The sequence below is a fragment of the Vibrio sp. J502 genome (assembly GCF_025397955.1).
GTDB classification, from domain to species: Bacteria; Pseudomonadota; Gammaproteobacteria; order Enterobacterales; family Vibrionaceae; genus Vibrio; species Vibrio anguillarum.
The window spans coordinates 3,235,722-3,258,443 of the sequence record NZ_CP104554.1; the positions used below are offsets into that span (position 1 = coordinate 3,235,722).

General features: G+C 46.8%; 17 protein-coding genes and 4 pseudogenes. 6 read left to right on the forward strand and 15 right to left on the reverse strand.

Annotated elements, in window-relative coordinates:
- The 7 genes and pseudogenes from N5E84_RS15150 to cpdB form a co-directional block, all read right to left on the reverse strand.
- Window positions 1-372: a hypothetical protein gene (locus N5E84_RS15150; protein WP_232513654.1), complete on the reverse strand. Its 372-nt coding sequence runs from the start codon at window positions 370-372 to the stop codon at window positions 1-3.
- 21 nt (window positions 373-393) lie between these two features.
- Window positions 394-1,425, reverse strand: a complete 1,032-nt coding sequence (locus N5E84_RS15155; RefSeq protein ID WP_026027704.1) for an IS630-like element ISVa15 family transposase — start codon at window positions 1,423-1,425, stop codon at window positions 394-396.
- Between the two features lie 64 nt (window positions 1,426-1,489).
- Window positions 1,490-1,867, reverse strand: a pseudogene (locus N5E84_RS15160) (NRDE family protein); the annotation flags it as partial.
- Window position 1,868: 1 nt separating this feature from the next.
- Window positions 1,869-2,417, reverse strand: a pseudogene (locus tag N5E84_RS15165) (hypothetical protein).
- Window positions 2,418-2,451: 34 nt separating this feature from the next.
- On the reverse strand, window positions 2,452-3,585 hold the full coding sequence (locus tag N5E84_RS15170) for a hypothetical protein (protein WP_019282542.1): 1,134 nt from the start codon (window positions 3,583-3,585) through the stop codon (window positions 2,452-2,454).
- Window positions 3,582-4,169, reverse strand: a complete 588-nt coding sequence (locus tag N5E84_RS15175; protein ID WP_019282541.1) for a DedA family protein — start codon at window positions 4,167-4,169, stop codon at window positions 3,582-3,584. Before N5E84_RS15175 ends, N5E84_RS15170 begins: the two co-directional genes overlap by 4 nt.
- Before the next feature lie 319 nt (window positions 4,170-4,488).
- Window positions 4,489-6,450 (reverse strand): annotated as a pseudogene (gene cpdB, locus N5E84_RS15180) (2',3'-cyclic-nucleotide 2'-phosphodiesterase).
- Between the two features lie 289 nt (window positions 6,451-6,739).
- Here cpdB and cobA point away from each other — a divergent pair.
- The 4 genes from cobA to cysC all read left to right on the forward strand — a co-directional run bounded on the left by cobA (window position 6,740) and on the right by cysC (window position 10,762).
- Window positions 6,740-7,618, forward strand: a complete 879-nt coding sequence (cobA, locus tag N5E84_RS15185) for a uroporphyrinogen-III C-methyltransferase (RefSeq protein ID WP_019282540.1) — start codon at window positions 6,740-6,742, stop codon at window positions 7,616-7,618.
- A gap of 91 nt (window positions 7,619-7,709) precedes the next feature.
- Window positions 7,710-8,618: a sulfate adenylyltransferase subunit CysD gene (cysD, locus tag N5E84_RS15190; RefSeq protein ID WP_026027329.1), complete on the forward strand. Its 909-nt coding sequence runs from the start codon at window positions 7,710-7,712 to the stop codon at window positions 8,616-8,618.
- 17 nt (window positions 8,619-8,635) lie between these two features.
- A complete protein-coding gene (gene cysN, locus N5E84_RS15195; protein WP_017049184.1) occupies window positions 8,636-10,066 on the forward strand; it encodes a sulfate adenylyltransferase subunit CysN in 1,431 nt (476 codons plus the stop codon).
- A 78-nt stretch (window positions 10,067-10,144) separates the two neighbouring features.
- Window positions 10,145-10,762, forward strand: a complete 618-nt coding sequence (gene cysC / locus N5E84_RS15200) for an adenylyl-sulfate kinase (protein ID WP_019282539.1) — start codon at window positions 10,145-10,147, stop codon at window positions 10,760-10,762.
- 42 nt (window positions 10,763-10,804) lie between these two features.
- Here cysC and N5E84_RS15205 read toward each other — a convergent pair whose 3' ends face one another.
- The 8 genes from N5E84_RS15205 to msrA all read right to left on the reverse strand — a co-directional run bounded on the left by N5E84_RS15205 (window position 10,805) and on the right by msrA (window position 17,043).
- On the reverse strand, window positions 10,805-11,704 hold the full coding sequence (locus N5E84_RS15205; protein WP_013855945.1) for a TIGR03899 family protein: 900 nt from the start codon (window positions 11,702-11,704) through the stop codon (window positions 10,805-10,807).
- Between the two features lie 295 nt (window positions 11,705-11,999).
- The gene (locus N5E84_RS15210) at window positions 12,000-12,500 is read right to left on the reverse strand and encodes a DUF3299 domain-containing protein (protein ID WP_013855946.1); all 501 of its coding nucleotides are present in this window, start codon (window positions 12,498-12,500) and stop codon (window positions 12,000-12,002) included.
- A gap of 9 nt (window positions 12,501-12,509) precedes the next feature.
- Entirely contained in the window at window positions 12,510-13,769 is a 1,260-nt protein-coding gene (locus tag N5E84_RS15215; protein ID WP_019282537.1) for an ABC transporter permease, read from the reverse strand.
- Entirely contained in the window at window positions 13,766-14,482 is a 717-nt protein-coding gene (locus N5E84_RS15220; RefSeq protein ID WP_019282536.1) for an ABC transporter ATP-binding protein, read from the reverse strand. The genes N5E84_RS15215 and N5E84_RS15220 overlap by 4 nt, the downstream gene beginning before the upstream one ends.
- A 69-nt stretch (window positions 14,483-14,551) precedes the next feature.
- Window positions 14,552-15,235, reverse strand: a complete 684-nt coding sequence (locus tag N5E84_RS15225) for a DUF2796 domain-containing protein (RefSeq protein WP_069212111.1) — start codon at window positions 15,233-15,235, stop codon at window positions 14,552-14,554.
- Between the two features lie 81 nt (window positions 15,236-15,316).
- Window positions 15,317-15,610 (reverse strand): DUF2607 family protein, encoded by a 294-nt coding sequence (locus N5E84_RS15230; RefSeq protein ID WP_081317718.1) that lies wholly within the window; start codon window positions 15,608-15,610, stop codon window positions 15,317-15,319.
- A 140-nt stretch (window positions 15,611-15,750) separates the two neighbouring features.
- Window positions 15,751-16,302, reverse strand: a complete 552-nt coding sequence (locus N5E84_RS15235; RefSeq protein WP_029388292.1) for a YtfJ family protein — start codon at window positions 16,300-16,302, stop codon at window positions 15,751-15,753.
- Window positions 16,303-16,416: 114 nt separating this feature from the next.
- A complete protein-coding gene (msrA, locus tag N5E84_RS15240; RefSeq protein ID WP_019282533.1) occupies window positions 16,417-17,043 on the reverse strand; it encodes a peptide-methionine (S)-S-oxide reductase MsrA in 627 nt (208 codons plus the stop codon).
- Window positions 17,044-17,210: 167 nt separating this feature from the next.
- On the opposite strand from msrA, the gene N5E84_RS15245 reads away from it, so the two are divergent.
- The gene (locus N5E84_RS15245) at window positions 17,211-18,923 is read left to right on the forward strand and encodes an autotransporter assembly complex protein TamA (RefSeq protein WP_019282532.1); all 1,713 of its coding nucleotides are present in this window, start codon (window positions 17,211-17,213) and stop codon (window positions 18,921-18,923) included.
- Window positions 18,920-22,712 (forward strand): annotated as a pseudogene (locus N5E84_RS15250) (translocation/assembly module TamB domain-containing protein). Before N5E84_RS15245 ends, N5E84_RS15250 begins: the two are co-directional and overlap by 4 nt.
- Window positions 22,713-22,722: the final 10 nt, after the last annotated feature.

Here is a 22,722-nt window from a genome sequence, read left to right on the forward strand (position 1 = left end):
TCATAAATTGGCGACCCAAGGCGTGGTTTTGTCGATCTCATCGCGCTGCTGGTGGAGTGATGTCTCACTGAGCTGTAAGCAAGGTGAACCTGAGATATAGGTCATATACTGCTGCTGTTGTGTGACGCGTAAATAGGTAAAGCTAACGGTGTGCGCATCTTGACGATGCATACAGGGTGCCCAATGTGGATGGGCGACATGGTGGTGGGTGTGAAACTTTAGTCGCTGTTGCACACTATCTTCCTCAGCGATTAAAGCTTGATAGAGCTGTGAGCGGTAGTGTTTCACCTGTTCTGAATCGGCACTGGATGAAAATAGAGGCGATTGCGTCACCGCAATTTGGCTCTGTTCACCATTCCACGCCAGAGCCATTACATTGCCTTGTATACCGAATCAACTTGAAGATGCAGGCTTGAGAACCTGAAAATGATCATTAATTCGAGATGTCAAAGAGCCTGCGATCTCTGGAAGAGTCACAGAAAAAAATTGGTCTATTGCCGCCTTGAAGTCCCGTTTTCTTTTGAAGTAAACGTTGTTCCTCGACTTCTCATTCATTACTTTCCATAGCCGCTCTATTGGGTTGAGGTTTGGACTGTAAGGTGGAAGATAATGCAGTTTAATATTCAGGACAAACGCCGCATCTTTGACTAAGTCACTGCGGTGATATCCCGCACCATCTAATATGATATGAAGCTTATGGGCTAACGAATAACTCTCTCTTAACTTACAGAAAAAACGAACAATCGATTCACTGTTAATGCTCTCATAGTCGTGAACAATGGTTGCACCAATATCCGACAGGTTCAGTGCGCCAATAATGTTCAATCGGCTACGATTACCCGTTGTTTCAATCACTTTATCCTGACCAGTACGTATCCAGCCATGCGATATCTTTGTTGATAGTGTTGGGTGAACTGCATCGATAAAGACTATCGATTCATCCTCGCCACAGCTTGCCTTTAGCGCTTCATACGCCTCTATGAATGCTTGCTGTTTTGCTTCATCAAACTTGTGTGGTATGCCTTTCGGTTGCTTGTAGCTAAAACCATTATGGTGAAGCCATTTGTTCATACCAGAAACAGTATAATCAAGCCCAAACGTCTCTTTAACATAGGCGACAATTTGATGAGTATGAGAATAGGTTTTCTCAGTCAAATGCTCGATTAGGTGCATGGTTTGAATAGCAGAAAGCTTGCTTTGGCTTCCTCCATTCTCAGGCTTAAGTTTTTCAGAAAGTACGTAGTCACTGAGGTGACGTGCAACGGTCGATTCATGAATACGAAGAGCTTGTGAAATCATAGTCTGACTCCAGCCTTCAGAAGCCAGCAAAACAGCCTTAATACGGTCGCAAACTCGACTATCACGCTCAATGTCGTGCATCTGTTCGAGTTGCAGTTTCTGTTGAGGAGTCAGTGTGATTTTCATGGTTTGTAGCATGATCCTGATTCTATTGAAAATCAAGCATCTTCAATGATCACGGGTATACATCAGTTAAATTAGGGTCGAAAGCAAGCAAAGTGAATGATGCAAATTGCTGAAGATTAAGCTGTGTAAACGCTTGGATAACCTTCTCGACACTGACTTGACTGGATAAATGCTTAAGCAATTGACCGCGGCTCACTAAGCGTTCGGCATCGGCTCCTTGGGGGATTTTACCTTGGTAATTATTGAGCAAGCACAAAGCCAAACCGCATTCATTAAGGCTGATCCAACTGCCTCCACCGGCAGGATCAATCGGCATCAACACTTCAACACCAGCTTGCGTGTATTGTTTAGGCGGCAACGCTAATGGGCGGTTTTTTTGTTCATCACGGTTAAAAAACAGATGATAGCCGTGTTTGTCGAGTAACCAAGAAACTGAGCACATGTTATTGCCCCCGAATGAAGGAGGCCGTGGCTGGCGCTAAGCCGAAAGCGGCATCGGTTTCTACATGCAGCAAATGAGCGACCACTTTAGCCATCGCAAAATGGTGCTGTGCATGCAAAGTGGCGAAGCTTAACTCTCGCTCCCATGTTGATGAGAGAGAGCACACTTGCGTTTCCTGCAATGAGGTTTCAACAAGTACCGTAACGGATTTTTGGAGTGAGGCCGAGCACTGCGTTAACCATTGAATTAAATACTCAATTTCGGCCAAGGCCGCAGCGCGGGACGTCTCAACGAGGTGGCCCCGACGGCGTTGGTTGTAATCAATAGTGCTAGTTGAGTTAGCCAGCGCATGAAACAGATCCAACCAATGACGAAAATGTTGCCCCACTGAACTGGCGACAATTGGCGTGGCTAAGTGGGTGTAGTGCCTATCTTCTAACTGTTCGAGAAACTGGTGCGCTTATTCCAGTGTTTCAATGCCGCCTTGGATCACGGGGGCATGATTAGGCTGTGGTGCACTTTGTTGTGAACTTGTGGTGATTGCAAACATATTTCTATCCCTATGATTGTTCTTATGGATAAGGTTAATCCGTGCTTGGGTAGTGTTCGGTTAAGGCCTTTTCTTTGCGCCAAGCGTTCAGCAGTTCAGCCATTTTGGGTGTTTGATGGCCTAACTTTCGCTGCTGCGCGCCAATGTCGAATAAGATTCGGTACTGTCTGAGTAAGGTTGAGAAGATCTCACGCAGCGGTGTTTCTCTATCCCAAATATGAGCGGCTTCACTGCTTGCGCCATTGATTTCCAAAATCGTGAACTGTTCTCCAGCCATCAATTGGTGAATATTGGCAAACTTGATATCGAGCCGCCCATAGTGAAACCCGTCAACATTGTTAAAAATCTCATCTAACTTGTTGGTGAGAGCGAGTGTGATATAGCGGTTACCATTGCGGAAAATCGATCCGCGACTATGGCTGCCCGCAAAGGCGAGTTGAAACTCCTGCCCTGCTTCAAGAACCTGATCGAGCTTCTCAAGGTGGCGAGGAAAATAGAGGTGAGGGAGTTGCCCTGCGCGTGGGCAGCGTTCAATTAACTGCTTTAAAGTGTGAATGCCATCCCCAGTGACAAACGGGGCGTACTTGAGCGTGATGGAAATAATGTTGCCTTGAGCTTCACCGGGATAGCGCACATAAAACACGCCAGCTTCAGCTTGATACGGCGCTTTTTGTTGCAGTAAAAAACGGGCGTTAATCGGGAATGATTGGATGTAGTCACTCAGTTGTTGTTCATTTTGCAGCAGTTTTACGCCAACGCCGCGGCAGCCTAAATCTGGTTTAGCGACAAGAGGGAAATCCAACGATGCTTGTTGCATTGCAGACAGAGCCTGTGCTGTTTGCTGCTGAGCGGTTTGATGGCTTTTCGTTCGGGTGATAAAGGGCGATATCCACTGCTGAGCGTATTCACCGGCTAGATTAAGAATGTCGTGTTTTGACTCTCCAACCATGCCGCTGAGCTTGATGCCGGGGTTTGCAATTAAGGGTAAGCCCCAGTTGCCATAACGCAGCCCTTGCAGCAGGCTTTGAATCACCACCGGAGTGTAGAAAAACCAACTGGGCAGAAATTCATAAGGAGAAATGCTGCGTTTGGTGTCTTGCTCTAAAAGCGGCATACCCGCGTTGATTTTGCCATGTGCAATGCAAGGTATTTCTAATTTGGCGTTCATGACAATCCTTTAGAAAATGATTTGTTGAGAAGACGATTGGTGAGCATTAATAGCCCAACCGCGATAGGAATAATGCTCCATTGATAATGAGAGGACTGCTGCCAAACCTGACTCCCTAGGTAATAAAGCGTTGAAAAAACGATCAGTGTCCACAGTGCTGTGGCCGTCAGTACGGAGCACAGAAATAGCGCCAACGGAATAGAAAAAAAGCCGCTCAAAGTAAAGCCCACCGTTCTTAGGCCGGGGACAAAGCGAATAATAAACAGATTTAAAAAAGTATGATGGTGCAGTTTGCGACGGACGGTTCGAAAATGTTTATTGGTCAGCGCTTGATAACGAAGCGGACGAACGCGTTGTGCCACTTGGCCTAAGTAATACAAACCGAGATCGCCACTAACAATGCCGACAAAAATAGCCAACAACGCCAAGCCGGGGGACATGAGATTTTGCAAAGCCAGTGTGGCGGCGGTGACAATAGCGACATCCTCTAACAAATAGGAAAGCAAAATTACGCCGATGAATAGTAAAGTCAGTGAATGACTTTCGGCTGTTAGAAAGGTTTGAATGTCGATAGCAAGCGCCACACTTCCTCCTTAGCAAATTATGATCAAGTATAGAATAAGGCGCTGATTGCGCTTTTATTCTCATTACGAGGACAAAGACCTGCCAAAGAATAGAAAAATTGCATATTTGATGATTTTTTATAATTAAATTTAATCAAACTAATGTTTGAAAATTAAACCGAGGTTGTAACGAACCTTAAATGAAGCGTGGATAGCCAAGAACCATCAAGATCAGAGTTAGGGTTGCCGAGCGGGAAATAAAAAACGCAGCGAAAGGCTGCGTTTGTGGGGTGAAAGCGCCTTAATTCATTGGCCTCTTTCAATCGATTTGAGTGGGGAGTTATTGTGTAAGGTCAATCCTGTAAACCGCAAAACCAACCTCATCGTTTTCCACCAAAGTCATTGGGTATTGGCCTTTCTCTTTGATGAACTGTGCTGCTTTCTCGCTTGGAGAGGTTTCAAAACGAATATCTAACGCGGTATTAGTTTTAATCGGAGCAAACGACCAGTTGTTATCAGCACTTGGCGTGACTTGACCTTTTTCTTTACTCACGCGCGAAATGTAGTTTGCAACGGCCGTGCGGTTTTCGTCGGGTGAGTCAAAGGCAACAAATTGTGCGCCCGTGCCTGCAAATTTATTACTATAAGCGCGGTAGTTATTGGTGGCGACAATAAAGGTCTGTTTTACATCGATAGGTTTACCTTGATAAGTTAAGCCTACAATGCGCTCAGCATCTTTATGCGCCACTTTACAATCACCATCGTATTTGGCGGGTTGAGTCACATCGATTTGATAATTCACCCCATCCATCACATCAAAGTTATACGTGCGGAAATCAGCCCAATTGATCAAGGATTGTGGTTGAGTGCTGTGCGGATCAATCTGATTAAACTGCCCCGCGCTGCATTCCAACCATTCCTTCACTTCTTTACCCGTCATTTTCAGCGCTACTAATGTATTAGGGTAAAGATAGAGATCTGCTGCGTTACGAAATGTCAGTTGGCCAGCTTCGACTTCGGTGAAACCGGCAGGATCATCTTTACGGCCACCGACTTTAAAAGGTGCCGCGGCGGATAACACCGGCAAACCATCAAGATCAGGGTCGCCTTGAATAAAGCGTTCCACATAATCTTTTTGTGCAAGGTTAACGATTTGCACGGTTGGGTCATCTTGTACCAAGGCTAAAAAGCTGTACATCACATCATTCGCTTGGCCAATCGGTTGATTCACGAAATCTCGCGTGCCTTTATGGTCCGACTCTAAGGCTTTCACTATGCCTGTATCGGCTGCTGCCAATGATTTCTTATTGGCTTTATCGAAGATTGGGCGAGCTTGGGATTGACCATTCACGACTGACCATTGGCCATCTTTGCTTTGCAAAGTCAGATCCATCACACCAACATGGCTACCCCAGCGCCCCGGCATGACAGCGGTTACGCCATTAATGGTGCCTTTAGTTACATCTGCTCCTGGCAGTTTGGCAAAATCTTGGCTAGGGAATACCGCGTGAGAGTGACCAAAAGCAATTGCGTCAATGCCTTCTACTTGGGTGAGGTAGTAAACCGAGTTTTCTGCACCAACGGAATATGGGTTAGCTGAGACACCAGAGTGCGGGATTGCCACGATCACATCGGCACCCTCTTTTTTCATCTGCGGGATCAGCTCCTCGGCTGTTTGTTTGATGTCTTTGGCAAACACTTTGCCATCAAGGTTTTTCTTATCCCACACCATGATTTGTGGTGGGACAAAACCAATGTAACCCACTTTAATTTGGTGCTCTTTGCCATCGGTATCTTTGAACGTGTGCGTTTTAATGAGATAGGGATTGAAGAGGTGTTTGCCCGTTTGTTGGTCATAGACGTTGGCATTGACATACGGGAATGCGGCGTCGTTAATACTCTCCTTTAAAAAGGACAAACCGTAGTTAAATTAATGGTTACCAATGTTACCTACATCGTAGCCGAGCTGATTCATCGCTTTGTAAACTGGGTGAACCTCACCAACCTTGATGCCTTTGGCGGCCATATAGTCGCCCATTGGGCTACCTTGGAGTAAATCACCGTTATCGACCAAAATGCTGTTTTCGACTTCGCTGCGCGCTTGCTTCACTAACGTCGCCGCACGGGATAAACCAATCTGGTTCGATGGCTTGTCTTTGTAGTAATCGTAATCCATCACATTGGTGTGAATATCGGTCGTTTCGACGATACGCAGTTTAATGGTGTCCGCCATTGCTGGGCCAGCCATTGCTAACATACCGCTCAAAATCGCGATGGAGAGAGGTTTCACTGCCACTTTCATTGTGTACTCCAGTTAGGGGTAGGGAACAAATAACTCGTCTAATGTAACAAAATCTTATGAAACGATGATTTCAATGAATATCAATTTGTGATGTTACGCGTTAACTCACCGGCATTCTGTCGACAAGATCTCATCATTGATTGGCTTTTAATCAGAGAGATAGTCACTTCTTATTCGGAATTATCCATTCCCTTATCAGCTTTTGATATAAAAAATGAAATTTTAGAATTTCAGGTAATATGAAGAGCCCGCCATAATGCATCCATGAATTAAGTTATGGATAACAACAATGAGTACGACGGAAACCATTTCTCAGTTGCCAATCAAAGGGCCGCGCTTAGTTGCGGTCAACAATGATGCTTTGGCAAGTAGCGCTCCATCGTACGTCAAAAGCCAATTGACCTGCGGTGAAGTGGCTTTGATTGGTGCAGGGCCGGGCGACCCAGAACTGCTGACGCTCAAAGCGTTGAGCTTTCTACAACAAGCCGACGTGGTGTTGTACGACTACCTAGTGTCTGATGAAATTATGGCGCTGGTGCCGAGCGATACCATCTTAGTCTGCGTGGGTAAGCGCGCTGGACACCACAGTGTTCCTCAAGAAAAAACCAATCAATTGCTGATCGATTTTGCGCAGCAAGGTTACAAAGTCGTGCGTATTAAAGGCGGTGATCCGTTTATGTTTGGCCGCGGTGGTGAAGAGTTGGAAGTGCTGTTTGATGCGGGGGTGAAATTTCAGGTGATCCCCGGTATTACAGCGGCGGCAGGCGCAACGGCCTATGCGGGAATTCCACTGACTCATCGTGATTATGCGCAATCCGCTCTGTTTGTCACCGGTCACCTTAAAGCGGAAAACGATGACATGGATTGGTCAACACTGGCGCGTGGTAATCAAACCTTAGTCATTTACATGGGCTTGATGAAGTCGAGTTATATCCAGCAGCAGTTGATTGAACATGGACGCCAAGCCAACACACCAATCGCGATTATTGAACGCGGTACTCAGCGTTCGCAAAAAGTCTTCAAAGGGCAGCTCAGTGACTTATCACAACTGGCGGCGCAGGCACAGGCTCCGGCCTTGATTGTGGTGGGCGAAGTGGTTGCGCTGTCGGAAAAACTGCATTGGTTTGGTGAACAACCCGCGCAGCAAAACCAAGTGAATTACGCCTGATTGCAAGGCTAGTCAGTTAGTTCCAACTCAATACTCAAACCAATTTCTCATTGCACAAGGCTCGCAATGCGAGCGAAAAGGAAGCATGCAGATGGATCAACAACGCTTAACCCATTTACAACAGCTCGAAGCCGAAAGTATTCATATTTTACGTGAAGTGGCTGCTGAATTTGATAACCCAGTAATGATGTATTCGATTGGTAAAGACTCTTCGGTGATGCTGCATTTAGCGCGCAAGGCTTTTTATCCGGGGAAAATTCCGTTTCCTTTGCTGCATGTCGATACTGACTGGAAGTTTCGCGAGATGATTGAATTTCGTGATCGTATGGCGCACAAGTATGGTTTTGAGCTTTTGGTACACAAAAACCCAGAAGGGATCGCGATGGGGATCAGCCCTTTTGAGCATGGTTCTTCAAAGCATACCGACATCATGAAAACCCAAGGTTTAAAACAAGCGTTGAACCAATATGGTTTTGATGCTGCTTTTGGTGGTGCGCGTCGTGATGAAGAGAAATCACGCGCGAAAGAGCGTGTTTATTCTTTTCGTGATAAGAACCACACGTGGGATCCGAAGAACCAGCGTCCGGAGCTATGGAAAACCTACAACGGCCAAATCAATAAAGGTGAGAGCATTCGTGTTTTCCCGTTGTCGAACTGGACTGAATTGGATATTTGGCAATACATCTATTTGGAAAACATCGAGATCGTACCGCTGTATTTATCGGACATTCGCCCAGTTGTCGAACGCGATGGGATGCTGATCATGGTCGATGACGAGCGGATGAAGCTGCAACCTGGAGAAGAAGTTCAGCACAAGAGTGTGCGTTTTCGCACGTTAGGTTGTTATCCACTTACTGGCGCAATTGAATCAGAGGCCAGTACGCTAACGGGCATCATTGAAGAGATGCTGGTGGCCACTTCCAGTGAACGACAAGGCCGCGCGATCGACCACGATCAATCAGGATCGATGGAATTGAAAAAACGCCAAGGTTATTTCTAAGCCTCTAAGGAAAGATTATGAATAGTGCAGTTCAGGCTCAGCTTTCTGAGATCGGTATTGAAGCTTATCTCACGCAACACCAGCACAAATCGTTACTGAGATTTCTGACTTGTGGCTCAGTTGATGATGGAAAAAGTACCTTGATTGGTCGTTTGCTTCATGACACAAAACAGATTTATGAAGATCAACTGGCCGCCGTCCATTCCGATAGCCAGCGTGTTGGCACGACGGGCGAGCGCCCCGATTTAGCTCTGTTAGTTGATGGCCTGCAAGCGGAACGTGAGCAAGGGATCACCATTGACGTGGCGTATCGCTATTTCTCTACTCAAAAGCGCAAATTCATCATTGCCGATACTCCGGGGCATGAGCAGTACACGCGCAATATGGCGACGGGCGCATCCACTTGCGATCTCGCGGTGATTTTGATCGATGCCCGTAAAGGCATTTTGGATCAAACGCGTCGCCACTCATTCATTGCCAATCTGTTAGGTTTGAAGCATTTTGTGGTGGCGGTGAATAAGATGGATCTGGTCGATTACTCACAAGATCGTTTTGAGCAGATCCGTCAAGACTACGTGGAATTTTCAAAGCATCTGCAAGGTGATACTGATATTCAGATCATCCCGCTTTCTGCTCTGGAAGGGGACAACGTGGTCGAAGCAAGTCAACATATGCGTTGGTATCAAGGCCCATCACTGCTGGAGCTGCTTGAAACGGTGGACGTAGATCAGCAAAAAGGAGCTGGTGAGTTTCGTTTTCCAGTGCAGTATGTGAACCGACCGAATCTCGATTTTCGCGGTTTTGCTGGCACGATTGCAGCGGGCAGCATCAGCGTTGGAGATGCAATCACTGCACTTCCGTCTGGAAAAACATCCACCGTGGCACGTATTGTTACTTTCGATGGAGATTTGCCGCAAGCGCAAGCAGGCCAAGCGGTGACGTTAACGCTCAGCGATGAAATTGACATCAGCCGTGGTGATCTTATTGTGCTGCAAGGAGCGCAGGTTGAATCAACTAACCATCTATTAGCCGATGTGGTCTGGATGACAGAACAACCACTCAAAGCCGGGCGTGAATACAACATCAAAATTGCAGGTAAGAAAACCGTCGGCCAGTTGCAAGCAGTGCGTCACCAGTACGATATTAATAATTTATCGACTTATCACAGTGAAGAGTTGCCGCTCAATGGCATTGGCTTGTGTGAATGGTCGCTAACAGAGTCGATCGCGCTGGATAAATACTTAGACAGTGCCAATACTGGTGGTTTTATCATCATCGATCGCCTGACGAATGTGACGGTGGGGGCGGGCTTGGTTCGAGATAGTTTGCAAAACATCGCTCATGCTCAAAGTGCCCATTCTGCGTTTGAAGTTGAATTGAATGCCTTGATCCGCAAGCACTTTCCACACTGGGAAGCCAAAGATCTTCGTCAGTTACTCAAGGCTTAACTGTGGTGATTCGGTGGGAGGGATTGCCGCTTACAGCGTCCCTCTATTGGCTAGTTTGAGACAACAAAGGATTGAGTAATGAGTACGAATTTGGCCAATAAAGATGAAAATGTTGTCTGGCATCAGCATACGGTGAATAAGTCGTTCCGCGCCAACTTAAAACAACAACAGCCAGCAGTATTGTGGTTTACGGGGCTGTCAGGGGCGGGAAAATCAACCATTGCTGGTGCGTTGGAACAGCGTTTAGCTCAACTCGGGTATCACACCTATTTGCTCGATGGGGATAATGTACGCCACGGCTTGTGCAGCGACCTTGGGTTCTCAGAGCAAGATCGGCGAGAAAATATTCGCCGTATTGGTGAACTCGCGAAGCTGATGGCCGATGCTGGGTTAATCGTGTTATCAGCATTCATTTCACCGCATCGCGCTGAGCGTCAATTAGTGCGCGATATGCTGCCACAAGGTGAATTCATCGAAGTGTTTGTCAATACCAAGTTGGACGTGTGCGAGCAGCGCGACCCGAAGGGGCTGTATAAAAAAGCGCGCGCTGGTGAAATCAGTAATTTTACGGGCATTGACTCTGAGTATGAGTCGCCGCAAAACCCTGAGATCGATCTTGCGGCTGGCGAAAAAAGCATTGATGAGCTGGTGGAAATTTGCCTAACAGCGCTGCAAGTGCGAGCGATTATCGCCTAATGTAGAAGAGGGCTCATCAGCTTGAGCCCTTTATTTTTGAGGCTAGACGGCGTGATGAAAAGAGCTGCTGGCAACTTCGGTGTGGACAGTGAATTTCTGGCTAAGCACCGCCAACATCTGATCGTAGTACTGCATATTCGGTTTATTACCCAGTAGCTTACACAGCTCATTGCCAGTGGGACTGAAACGGTAATAGAGCAGCCTGACTCCTTTACTCATCGATTGCAGTGACAGATTCTTGCCTTGATAGGTCAACAGCAGTGCCGGTTCAAGTTCAATTTCTCCAGATTCCAGTTCAGTGGCGTGCAGTAAGCCAAGCTCGATCAGTACTAACAGGCTCGAATAGGGTAATTGGAAACTACCCATATTGATGACAAATGTGCTGATGCGTTTTCCTAAACTAAAAATGCCGTTAGTAGCACGAATGCCGACCAACAGCTTGCGGCTATTATCGCTACCAAAACAGCAGGCTAACGCTGAGGCTTTTTGGAGTATCTGCGCCTCTTTTGGTGTCATGTCTTGTAATACTTGCAGTGCTTTCATTGAGGTTGAACCGGGGTTGGTCACCTCGCGTTTGAGTACTTGCGCCCAAAGTCGCTGCATCGAAGAGTTGTGGATGTCTTGCGCCATATCGAAAAAACGGTGTAACCAATCTTGATCAGGCTCTCCCGCGGTCTCATTTTTACAAGAGATATGCGCCAGTTTGACGATCTGCTCTAGGTTTTTTTGTCGCTGCTCTTTACGTTGCTGTTCTCTAAATAAGGCGCGATCAAGCGAGGTTTTTTCTGGCGGATCCGTTTGTAGCAGCGCATCTAAGCCGTGATATTGAGCAATATTCAAAATGCGACTACCACTGTCTTTGATGTAGCTCGATTTTTTTTCGTGGCTTTGACCTGAGTTGGCTTGATGTTCAATCACTACAGGGTTGTTGGTATCTGCCATTTTATGTCCGCTTCAATCACCCATTTCATTCATGGATTAAAATGTAACGTGTAACGCATTTTCCATCTAGGAAAAACATTCGTTCTAGATCATAAATTTGCGCTATCCCTAATGATAATAACTTGTTAAAATTGTTATCGGAATTTGTGGGGCGCTTATGCAGTGTTGGAAAGAAAATAGACTGAAAAAGCACCTATCGATTACTTTACTATTGTTGATATATGTCGCTTTGCTAGCGTATTTATCTAAATATATCGTTTAGTTTAGATGAATCAATAGGTTGCTATTTTGTTAACTACATGTCGTCGTATTCTTCGATCGCAGTGCCTTCGATCACATACGCTGTTTCGGCCAGATCGTGGCTAACACTTTCGGTTTTCAGTGTCCCAATCAGATAAATTACATCCCAGAGCTGCTGGATTGGAGCACCTTGCGGATATTTCACATAAATAATTTGGTTTGGTGGCGGTGGCGGCACGTGAATGCATGCGCCAAAGTAGGGCACCAGTAGAAACTCAGTAACGTTGTTGGCGTCACCTTCCAGTGGGATCACAAAGCCGGGTATTTTGACCACGCTGCCATTGAGCTCTTTTCTAACTCCGCCGATTTTTGATTGTGCAGCCGTCATTTCGCCATCATGGTTCAATGCTGGCATGCCATCGGCGTTGAATTGGTTACGTTCGTTCTCGGGGATCAGATCGATCCAATCGAGCGTCAGTACTTGTTCATTACTCTGTGCGTACATCGGTAACAAGCCTGATAGCAGCAGCGTGCTGATAAGCAGTAGTTTTTTCATCGTTAAGTCCTAAATTCGAATGGTCATTCCATCGCTAAGTGATTGTCTATAGGCGCGTAGAGCTGGGATAACACCAATAATAATGCCAGCCAGTTGTACATAAGCTAATAATTGCCACTCATAGCTGCTTAAGGTGCTGAGTGTGATTTGAATTCCATAATGCTGCGCAATAAAAGGTTGCGCCAGTGCGAGCAGTGAATATAACCCCGCTAATCCAACGCAGATGCCAATAAAGGTCAGCGTCGTCGCTTCGCTGATAAGCAGAGCAAAAATATGTTTAGGTTGTGCGCCCATGGCGCGCAGAATCGCCATTTCACGGCGTCTTTCCTGCAAGCTTGTCAGTAAGCTGCTGAGCATACCAAGTAACCCGGCTGCCACCACAAATACCGACACCGCCATTAAAGCTTGTTCTGCTATCGACATCATACCCCACAGTTCTTGCAGAGCGACGCCGGGCATAATGGCGCTCAAGGGTTCTTGGCGATAGTTATTGATTTCACGTTGCAGTGCAAAGGTTTGAATTCTCGATTTTAAACCGATCAACATGGCGGTGATCTGCTTGGGTTGGAAGTTGTGTTGTTCAAGCTGCTCTTTGGATGGTGAATTGCCTAAATGCGCACCCGATTCCCAACCCACGTGAATGGCTTCAATCGCTTCTAATGAGACATGCACCGTTTTGTCTACGGGCGTTCCCGTTGGCGCTAAAATGCCCACCACTTTAAAGGGGAGGTTGTCGTGGCGGCTAAAACCCACATCGCTGATCCCATGCGCAATAATGATGTCACTGCCAATATGGTAACCTAAGGTTTCGGCGACATCTGAACCCAATACCGTTTCAAATAAACCATGAAAATCAGTGCCTTGAGAGAAGGTGAGTGGTTGCTTACTTCCATATTTGAAATGCTCGAAATAATGGTGATTGGTGCCCATAACGCGAAACCCTTGGTGTGAGTCACCCAAGGAAATGGGGATCGCCCACTTGACGCTGCGATGCTCACTGAAGGCTTGGTAGCTTTTCCAGTCGATATTATTGGTGGCATTACCAATTCTAAATACCGAATAGAGCAGCAAGTTGACTTGTCCAGAGCGGCCGCCGACGATTAGATCCGTCCCTGAAATGGTGTTGGCGAAGCTCTCTTTGGCTTGAGTTCGAATGCGTTCAACCCCCATTAACAGAATGACTGAAATGGCAACCGTCAGAATGGAGAGTAGCGCTGTGGTTTTGCGGTTAAGTACGCTTTTCCACGCCAGATTGGTAATTACATTCATGCTGTCACTCCTGCCTGATTCAATTGAGGGAGATAAACTGCGCGGTCAAATAAAGCTTCTAAGGTGGGATCGTGGCTCACAAACACCAGTGTTGAACCTGCCCGATTCGTCTCTTCCAATAGCAGTTCGATAAACGCGAGTCGATTGTCGTGATCCAGCGCCGAGGTTGGCTCATCGGCGATGATCAGCTTGGGTTCGCCAATCAGTGCTCTCGCCGCCGCGACACGCTGCTGCTGGCCAATACTCAGTTCGATAACCGGTTTGGCCAATAGTTCTGGTGCAAGATGTAATCGAGTGAGTAGCTGCTGTGCTTTCTCAATCAGATCGCCTGCCACATTCTGCTGGCGAGTGCTGGAAAAGTGGCAAGGTAGCGTAACGTTTTCAATCACTGAGAGATAAGGCAATAAATTAAATTGTTGAAAAATGTAGCCAATGTGATCGGCTCGAAAACGATCCCGCTGACGAGAAGTTAGCGTCGACAGGTTGGTGCCTAAAATAGAGACCTCCCCTCGTTGTGCTTGGTTGATCCCGGTCAGTAAGCTCAGCAAGGTCGATTTGCCACAACCACTTGGCCCTTTAATAAAAAGGTGCTCTCCACGTTTTACACAAAGATCTTGGATAGATAAGGCTGGTTGTGAGCTATTCGGCCAACGAAATTCGACCTCTTTCAATTCAATGACAGACGTCAGCGATAGAATATGCAAATCACTCATTGTGAATTCCTTTAACGACAGTGAACCTAGAGTAAGTATGTGCTTACTCTAGGTTGTTGCTTATACGCCTTAAAACGTAATGCGAGTGCTGTTTGTTTTCAACTCAGAGGCAGATTGTGCTTTGTCTGTCAGTACATTGGCAGAGATAGTTTGGGTATTTGGGAACAAGTTAAACCATTGCGTGTCGAGGTACTGCAATTGCGGCATGTTATCGCAGTGATATTGGTACTGAACCGTGAATTCACCGTGACCACTGTGCTCGCCTTCATCATGCACATCTTTTTTATGGTCATGGTGTGCGTGTTGAGCATCTTTATCTTGATGTTTATCATTATGTTTTTCATGATGGTCGTGGTCGTGGTCGTGGTCGTGGTCGTGGTCGTGGTCGTGGTCGTGGTCGTGGTCGTGGTCGTGGTCGTGGTGCTCACCATTTAACGTATGCGCGATACGACTTTCTTCTAAATGACACTTGGCCGGAGCGGGCAGTTGGAAAATGCCATCGGCGTGGCTGAACTGCTCAAGGACTTTATTTAAGCGCTGTTGTTGTTCATCATTTTGTGGTGCATGTTCAAAGCCGACTACATCAGCGCCGGGGGCGGTGATTTCAATCAGTAAATCTTGCCCATCTTGAGCAATATTGAACTCGACGTGGCCATGTACATGAGCCTCATGTTGGCGAAACTCTTCATTTGCCAGTGCTGGCATGCTTAAAATTAGGCCGATAGAGAGAGCGAGTTTACGTTGGATAAACATTGGGTGATTCCTTTTAAACATCAAAATAGCCCTTAGCGCGTTGGCTTTGGGTAACAAATCATAAATAACTAGATAAGACGTCTAAAAGTGAGGAGGCGAGCGAGCAAGATAAGCGTAATGAACTGACGGGCGACGCTGAGTTTTCTCTACTGATGATCGAATTTCGCTGCCACTAATGACAGGAAGGATAGGCAGCGCACTGCTTAGACCATTTTGAAAGCCAGAAAAAAGTTGGCAATGATGCTGCGCGTGATGCGCAGGATTAGTATCGAGGTGATGATCTACATAAGCGACATTCAACCATAGCATCAGCAGCATGGCACATAATGCAATGCTTTGAGCTCGGTAATGGGGGCAATGTAGACGGGTAAACATCAAACCAATACAGTAGTAAAATGATAATTGTTATAATATAACAATATTGTGAGAATAAAGCGTACTCTTATTTTTATAAAAGCACCTTTCACCACGATATGTTTAGCAAAGGCAGCCGTGTTATCGGCCACCTAAGGTTATTATAAATTCTGTTTGATCAAGCCTAAAACCGTTTGAATTTCCTCATCACTCAATGCACCTTCCTTAACAAACAGTACCTTACCTTGCTTGTCTTGAACGATGATCGCTGATGATTCCTCTTTTAAATCCCACGCTTTGGCTACATTTCCCGCTGCATCTAGCACCATGGAAGACCACGGAAACTCTTTCTTGCTGTCTTGAGCGGAAGATTTGACAAACGATCCTGTGCCCCAAATCGCATCATCTTGGTTGATGATCGAGGTGGTTTGATAACCTTCTGCGGGAAATTGTGCGGCCGTAATGGCAGCCATCAATGGTGCATTTAACGCTTTAGCACTGCTGCGACCAGCAATGGCTTGAATGACGCGCACTTTGCCTAGCAGTTGGCTGGTATCCCAAGTTTGAAAGGCCGTTTTATCATCTTGTAGGATGATTTCACCATATTTTTCCACTGAAACATCAGCAACTTGCTGACCTTGGGTAATGTTGTGTGCCATGGCAAGCGCTGGACAGCAGGCCATAAGAATGGCGATCACTCGTTTACTTTTCATTGTAGGGGTCCCTTTTAGTTGAGCAACAAAGGTATAGCATAGAATCAATAAAACCACGAAAAGAGGCCATTAAGCGGTTAACAAAATGCTAACAAAGCCTCAATTCTACACGCTTTATTCGCTGAGCTGGGGTGGGAAGCAGATGCCTGTTCCTCCTAACCCACAATAACCATTCGGATTTTTAGCTAAATATTGTTGATGATAGCTTTCGGCGTAGTAGTAAGGACCAGCGGGTGCAATTTCGGTGGTAATTAAGGCTCGTTGACTGGCTGACAACGCCTGCTGGTATCGCTGCTTTGAGGCTTGTGCTATTTGCTGTTGTTGTTCTGAATAGGTATAGATGGCGGAGCGATACTGAGTGCCTTTATCGTTACCTTGACGCATGCCTTGGGTCGGATCGTGCTTTTCCCAAAAATGACTTAATAGCTTTTCTAATGGCAAGCGCAGTGGATCAAAGATTACGCGTACCACTTCAGTATGGCCAGTTTCACCACTGCATACTTCTTCGTAAGTTGGGTTTGGGGCATAGCCTACTGAAGTCGACACCACACCATCGAGTTGCCAAAATAAGCGTTCAGCGCCCCAAAAACAGCCCATACCAATCACTATTTGTTGCTGATGCTCATTAGGCTGCTCAGTGATGTTGCTGTGGTTAACGTAATGAATTTCCTCCACTGACATAGGGGTTTCTCGTCCTTTCAGTGCTGTTTGTGCGCTGACCATTGTTTGTTTATTGAGCATGAGCTTTCCTTTTGTGTACCGATTTTTGGCTTTATTTATTGTTGTTGAGCCACTGTTTCACATTCAGCCCGAATAATTGACTGATTTCATACAGACGGAGCTTGCTATTGGCGGTATGATTTCCATCTATTAACGATCTGTTTACTCAACTGTTCCTTTAATTAAGCATGAGACGAAAATCATTACCAGTTCTATTCACGATGCTACTTATTTCCACTTCGGCGTACGCCAAGGTGGCGTTAACCATTAATGGTTTAGAGGGTGAATTAGAAAACAACGTTGAAGCCTATTTATCGTCGATTCCAGAGAGCGACTATTCAACGCATCTTCGTTTTCAATCTCGTTTAGAGAAAAGCATGACGGAAGCGCTTGTCGCGCTGGGTTACTACCATCCTCAATTTGAGTTTGTGGTGGTGAGCGATGAGCAAGAGCTGATGGTCAATATCAATCCTGGACCGCTAACAACCATTAAAGAGATGGATGTGGTGATCAGCGGGGAAGCTGAATCTGATGCTGATTTTGCCAATCTCATTAACCGCAATGCCCTTAAAGTGGGCGCGGCGGTTAATCATGGCCAGTACGATGCTTTGAAATCGGGTATCCGTAACTTAGCGTTGCAAAAAGGTTATTTTAACGGGAATTTTGAATTAAGCCGTTTGGAAGTTGCGCCAGAGTTGAATGAAGCTTTCGTACGCCTTCATTTTAACAGTGGTATTCGTTACCATTTTGGTCCTTCGCTCATTACTGGCAGCCAAATTGAAGATCAGCGAGTTCGCTCGCTTCAGCCCTATAAAACCAATGATCCTTACCTTGTTTCCAAGGTAGGGGAATATAACCAAAACTTATCCAATACCGATTGGTTTTCCTCTGTTTTTGTTGAACCCGATCTTAGCCAACTGGAGAACGGTCGCGAACTGCCGATGAAGGTTTCCCTTGCACCGCAAGCTCGAAATCAGCTTGAAACCGGTTTAGGTTACTCAACGGATGTGGGAGTGCGTGGTTCATTCAAGTGGAAGAAACCTTGGGTTAACAGCCTCGGCCACAGTTTTGATAGCAGCTTCTCCCTTTCTGCCCCAGAGCAGACCATTACCGCTGGCTACAAAATACCGCTAGAAGATGTGCGGCGTGAATATTATCGAATTCAGTATGGAATGAAGAATGTCGATAACCGTGATACGAAGAGTTTGGAGTCTAACTTATCGTTTGAACGCCACTGGCTGCGTGATGGTGGTTGGCATCGAACCCTATTCGTTCGTTATTTGATAGAAAACTACGAACAAGGTTTGCAAAGCGATGTCGGCCAGTTTGTATTACCGGGAGCGACCTATTCTCGTACGCGTGTTCGTGGTGGTTCAATGCCGATGTGGGGCGATAAACAGAGCATCACACTTGAGTATGGCGATCCAAATTTCGTCTCTGAAACGCGTGTGGTGCGGTTGTTGGCGGGCACGGCTTGGATACGCAGCGCTGGGCAAAACCATCGTGGTTTATTGCGTTTAGACGGTGGCGCAAACTTCAGTGAAGAGTTTGACAAACTCTCGCCTTCTCTGCGCTTCTTTGCTGGTGGCGATAACAATTTACGGGGGTATAGCTATCAATCTATCTCACCTAAAGATGCCAGCGGCGCACTGACTGGGGCCAAATACATCGCCACCAGTTCGTTGGAGTATCAATATCGCTTGGTTGGAAATTGGTGGGGCGCACTGTTTGTCGATTACGGCGATGCCTTTAATAACTCGCCGGATTGGAAAACTGGTGTGGGAGCCGGGATTCGCTGGGCTTCTCCGGTTGGACCGATCCGCTTAGATTTTGCATGGGGGCTTGACGCTAATCCCGGCGATGAATTTCAGCTGCATTTCACCTTGGGGCCTGAACTATGACCAAAGTGATGTTGAAGATAACCAAATGGGCATCGGCGATTTTATTCACCTTGTTGGGCGCGGTATTTATTGCACTCGCAGCCTTGTTGTTTACCAATACAGGGCTTAACGGTCTGTTGTGGGGAGCGCAAAAAGCGCTGCCACAACTGCAGGTTGCCAGCGCTCAAGGTGCAATTTTTCCACGTTTCACGCTCAACCAAGTCACCTTTTCCGATGAAGCATTAAAGCTCGATCTCGATGTACAGCGAGTGACATTAGCCATAAGTGCTAGCTGCTTATTGGAGCCTTCAATTTGCTTAAATGAACTGGCGATCAGTGGATTAAGGCTGGCACTGCCAGAGCTTCCCCTTCGACGCAAGGTGAGCCTTCGTCTGCCTCTGATCCCATTACGTCAATCTCTACACCGGTGCCAATTAAGGTTGGCCGTGTGGAGCTCAATGATATTCAGCTGGATATTTTGGGTAATACGCTGGCATGGAAGCAATTTTCTACTCATGCCTCATTTCAAGGTAATCGCTTACGGATTGGCAAAACCAGTTGGAGCGATATTCAACTGAAGCTTGCGACCAATGAAGATGTCGATTCAGCCTCAAGCGCACAATCTAAATCCACTCCATCCACAACCGTATCATCGACGGCGGCACCTACGGTGAAAACGCCCATCACCTTGCCAGAAGTGATCATTCCGCTGCAATTGGAAGTGGAGCGTTTTGATATCAATCAGTTTACTCTTCAGCAAGCTGAGCCTTTGGTTGTCAAGCATCTTGGTTTGGTCGCCAATGCTTATCAGAGCAGTGTTTCATTAAAATCACTGAGCTTGAGCTGCCACAATTGATTGCCAACCTAAAAGCTGATGCGCAGTTGAAGGGAGACTATCCGCTCAATCTCTCTTTAAAAAGCACGCTCAAAATGGCCGAAGCTCAGGGGCAAACACTGGCGCTAGAGGCTTCGGGTAGCTTGGGTGATTTAACGCTAAACGCGAAATTGGGCGGGCTTGCGCAAGCAAACTTAAATGCGCAATTGGCGCTACTGCAACCTGAGATCCCGTTTGATATTTCGTTGGATGATGTTCAAGCACAGTGGCCATTGATTGGGCAAGGAGACTATTTTGTTCGCGTGCCGAGTTTAAAAACTCAAGGCTCACTCGACGGATATAGCGTGGCGCTCAATGGCCAATTGCAAGGTAAAGATCTGCCCGATGTGACGCTGGATGTTGCTGGTAAAGGCACTTTACAGCAAATCAACTTAGATTCTTTGCTCATCGATACCTTAGGGGGGCAAATTGCTGGCCAAGTGATGGCCAACTGGCAAGCCCCAATTCACTGGCAAGCGGCGCTGAATTTAGAACAGATTCAGCCGGGATTACAGTGGCCGCAAGCCGAAGGCGTGATCAGCGGTAAGCTCGAAACCACGGGTGAGCTGACCGAGCAGGGCGGTTGGAACGTTGCGCTGCCTATTTTGGATATTGAGGGTGTGTTGCGTGGCTACCCACTGAATATTGAAGGTCAATTAAACGCATCAGATATGACAGGGAAAGGCGCTTTTACTGTGTCGACCAGCGGCTTAACGTTAGCCCATGGACCCAACCAGATTACGGCCAAAGGTGAGCTGGATAAAGAGTGGCGTATGGGCTTATCGGTTGATTTTGCGGATCTGGTGAAAAGTGTTCCTGATTTGCACGGCAAAGTGATTGGCGATATTTATCTGCGTGGTGATTTACAGCAGCCACAAATTAAGCTGCGCCTCAATGCAAATGATCTTGCTTGGCAGCAACAAGCGACCCTAAAGCAGGTGACTTTAACTGGTGATGTTACGCCACTTCCTGTACCACAAGCCGAAGTGAAATTGCAGGCGAGCCAGTTGAGCTACCAGCAGCAGTTAGTTGATAGTGTGGACTTGCGTTTTTCAGGCACGCAGGCGCAGCATCAACTGAGCTTAGACGTCATTTCAAATCTGATTTCAACCAGCTTGGCAATCAGCGGATCTTTGAAGATAAGCCGACGATGCAGTGGCAAGGTGCGCTGGAACGAGTACAACTGTCCACAGAACAAGGGCCGTGGCTATTAAACCAAGCGACACCTGTTGCGGTTAATATCGATAAACAACAAGCTACGATTGCCGCGCATTGTTGGCAGCAAGAGGGAGCATCGCTCTGCTTAGATAAAGACGCGACTGTGGGGCAAAGTGGCGCGGCCGAGCTCTCTCTCAACCATTTTGATTTTCAGCAAATCGCAATGTTTTTACCGCAAGAGACTCAACTTAAAGGCCAAGCCGATGTCAGTCTCACAGCTCAATGGGCGCCCAATACTGCGCCTCAAGCGAAAGTGTCACTCAGCTTAAGCCAAGGTGCAGTCACGCAGCACATCGACCAAGCCATTACTTTAGGTTGGGATAGCGTCACTATTGAAAGTACGCTTGAACAGAACAAGCTGTTTGCTCGTTGGCTAGTGGATGTGACCGATAATGGCGATCTGTCGGGGCAAATCACCATTGCGGATCTAATGGCAAAAGAAAAAATGATGGATGGCGCATTAACGCTTTCCACTTTTAATATTGATTTTCTACAGCCGCTGCTTGGGGATTATAGCCAAGCGAAATCGAAGATTAGCAGTCAACTTGCCTTCAGTGGGCCGATGTTGCACCCGAAAGTGATGGGCAGCGTGGTGGTGGATGACATTGTCGTCAAAGGCGATATTTCGCCGCTGGATGTTACCTCGGGCCGAGTGGCGATGGACTTTAATGGTTACCAAGCCTTGCTCAATGCAGCGATTCAAACTGCGGATGGTGAGTTGAGTATCAAGGGGGATGCCGACTGGCAGAAAATGGAGCAGTGGCGCGCCAACCTACGTGTGCTAGCCGATGAGCTGTTGGTGGATCTGCCGCCTATCGTCAAGATTAAAGTTATCCCAGACATGAGCATCACACTAGAACCTCAACTGGCCACTGTGACAGGGAATATTAACCTACCTTGGGGACGTATCGTGGTAGAAGAGTTGCCTCCGAGCGCGATTGGTGTCTCCAAAGATCAAGTGATATTGGACGCTGCTTTACAGCCTGTGAGCGAGCAAAGCGCCATGCCATTTAACGTTGAAACGAATGTAAACATCTCGATTGGTGATGATTTCCGGCTCAGTGCCTTTGGTTTGCAAGGCGGCTTGATTGGCCGCCTCAATGTGGCGCAAAAGGATAAAGGCCCTTTTATTACTGGAGAAGTAAATATCCAAAATGGTTCGTATCGATCCTTTGGACAAGATTTGCTGATCCAAGAAGGCAAAATTTTAATGAATGGACCGGTTGATCAACCTTATGTTTCGATTAAAGCGGTGCGCAACCCAGATAACACTCAAGATGGCGTGATTGCAGGGGTAAAAGTGACCGGCTCTGCCGATGAACCCGCAGTCTCCATTTTTCAGAACCCGCGATGCCACAAGCTAATGCACTTTCTTACCTACTTCGTGGTCAGAATATTGATGGCGAGGCGGGTGGCAATGCGATGACCACTGCACTGATTGGTTTGAGCTTGGCACAAAGCGGTAAGGTGGTGGGCGAAATTGGTCAAGCCTTCGGTGTGCAAGATCTGCAATTGGATACGGCCGGTTCCGGTGATGATTCACAAGTGACGGTAAGCGGCTATATTTTACCGGGGCTACAAGTGAAATATGGTGTTGGTATTTTCAGCTCGGTGGGCGAATTACCGTGCGTTACCGCTTGATGAGGGATTTGTACGTTGAAGCGGTATCCGGTTTAGATAGCGCGGTGGATCTTTTGTATCAGTTTGAATTTAACTAGGGACAGTCAT

Coding starts and splice junctions, on each gene's coding strand:
- N5E84_RS15220 (WP_019282536.1), bottom strand. CDS start 14,482: ATGAGTGATTTGCATATTCTATCGCTGACGTCTGTCATTGAATTGAAA.
- N5E84_RS15215 (WP_019282537.1), bottom strand. CDS start 13,769: ATGAATGTAATTACCAATCTGGCGTGGAAAAGCGTACTTAACCGCAAA.
- N5E84_RS15225 (WP_069212111.1), bottom strand. CDS start 15,235: ATGTTTATCCAACGTAAACTCGCTCTCTCTATCGGCCTAATTTTAAGC.
- N5E84_RS15170 (WP_019282542.1), bottom strand. CDS start 3,585: ATGAACGCCAAATTAGAAATACCTTGCATTGCACATGGCAAAATCAAC.
- N5E84_RS15210 (WP_013855946.1), bottom strand. CDS start 12,500: ATGAAAAAACTACTGCTTATCAGCACGCTGCTGCTATCAGGCTTGTTA.
- cysC (WP_019282539.1), top strand. CDS start 10,145: ATGAGTACGAATTTGGCCAATAAAGATGAAAATGTTGTCTGGCATCAG.
- N5E84_RS15155 (WP_026027704.1), bottom strand. CDS start 1,425: ATGAAAATCACACTGACTCCTCAACAGAAACTGCAACTCGAACAGATG.
- msrA (WP_019282533.1), bottom strand. CDS start 17,043: ATGCTCAATAAACAAACAATGGTCAGCGCACAAACAGCACTGAAAGGA.
- N5E84_RS15205 (WP_013855945.1), bottom strand. CDS start 11,704: ATGGCAGATACCAACAACCCTGTAGTGATTGAACATCAAGCCAACTCA.
- N5E84_RS15230 (WP_081317718.1), bottom strand. CDS start 15,610: ATGTTTACCCGTCTACATTGCCCCCATTACCGAGCTCAAAGCATTGCA.
- cobA (WP_019282540.1), top strand. CDS start 6,740: ATGAGTACGACGGAAACCATTTCTCAGTTGCCAATCAAAGGGCCGCGC.
- N5E84_RS15235 (WP_029388292.1), bottom strand. CDS start 16,302: ATGAAAAGTAAACGAGTGATCGCCATTCTTATGGCCTGCTGTCCAGCG.
- N5E84_RS15245 (WP_019282532.1), top strand. CDS start 17,211: ATGAGACGAAAATCATTACCAGTTCTATTCACGATGCTACTTATTTCC.
- cysD (WP_026027329.1), top strand. CDS start 7,710: ATGGATCAACAACGCTTAACCCATTTACAACAGCTCGAAGCCGAAAGT.
- N5E84_RS15150 (WP_232513654.1), bottom strand. CDS start 372: ATGGCTCTGGCGTGGAATGGTGAACAGAGCCAAATTGCGGTGACGCAA.
- cysN (WP_017049184.1), top strand. CDS start 8,636: ATGAATAGTGCAGTTCAGGCTCAGCTTTCTGAGATCGGTATTGAAGCT.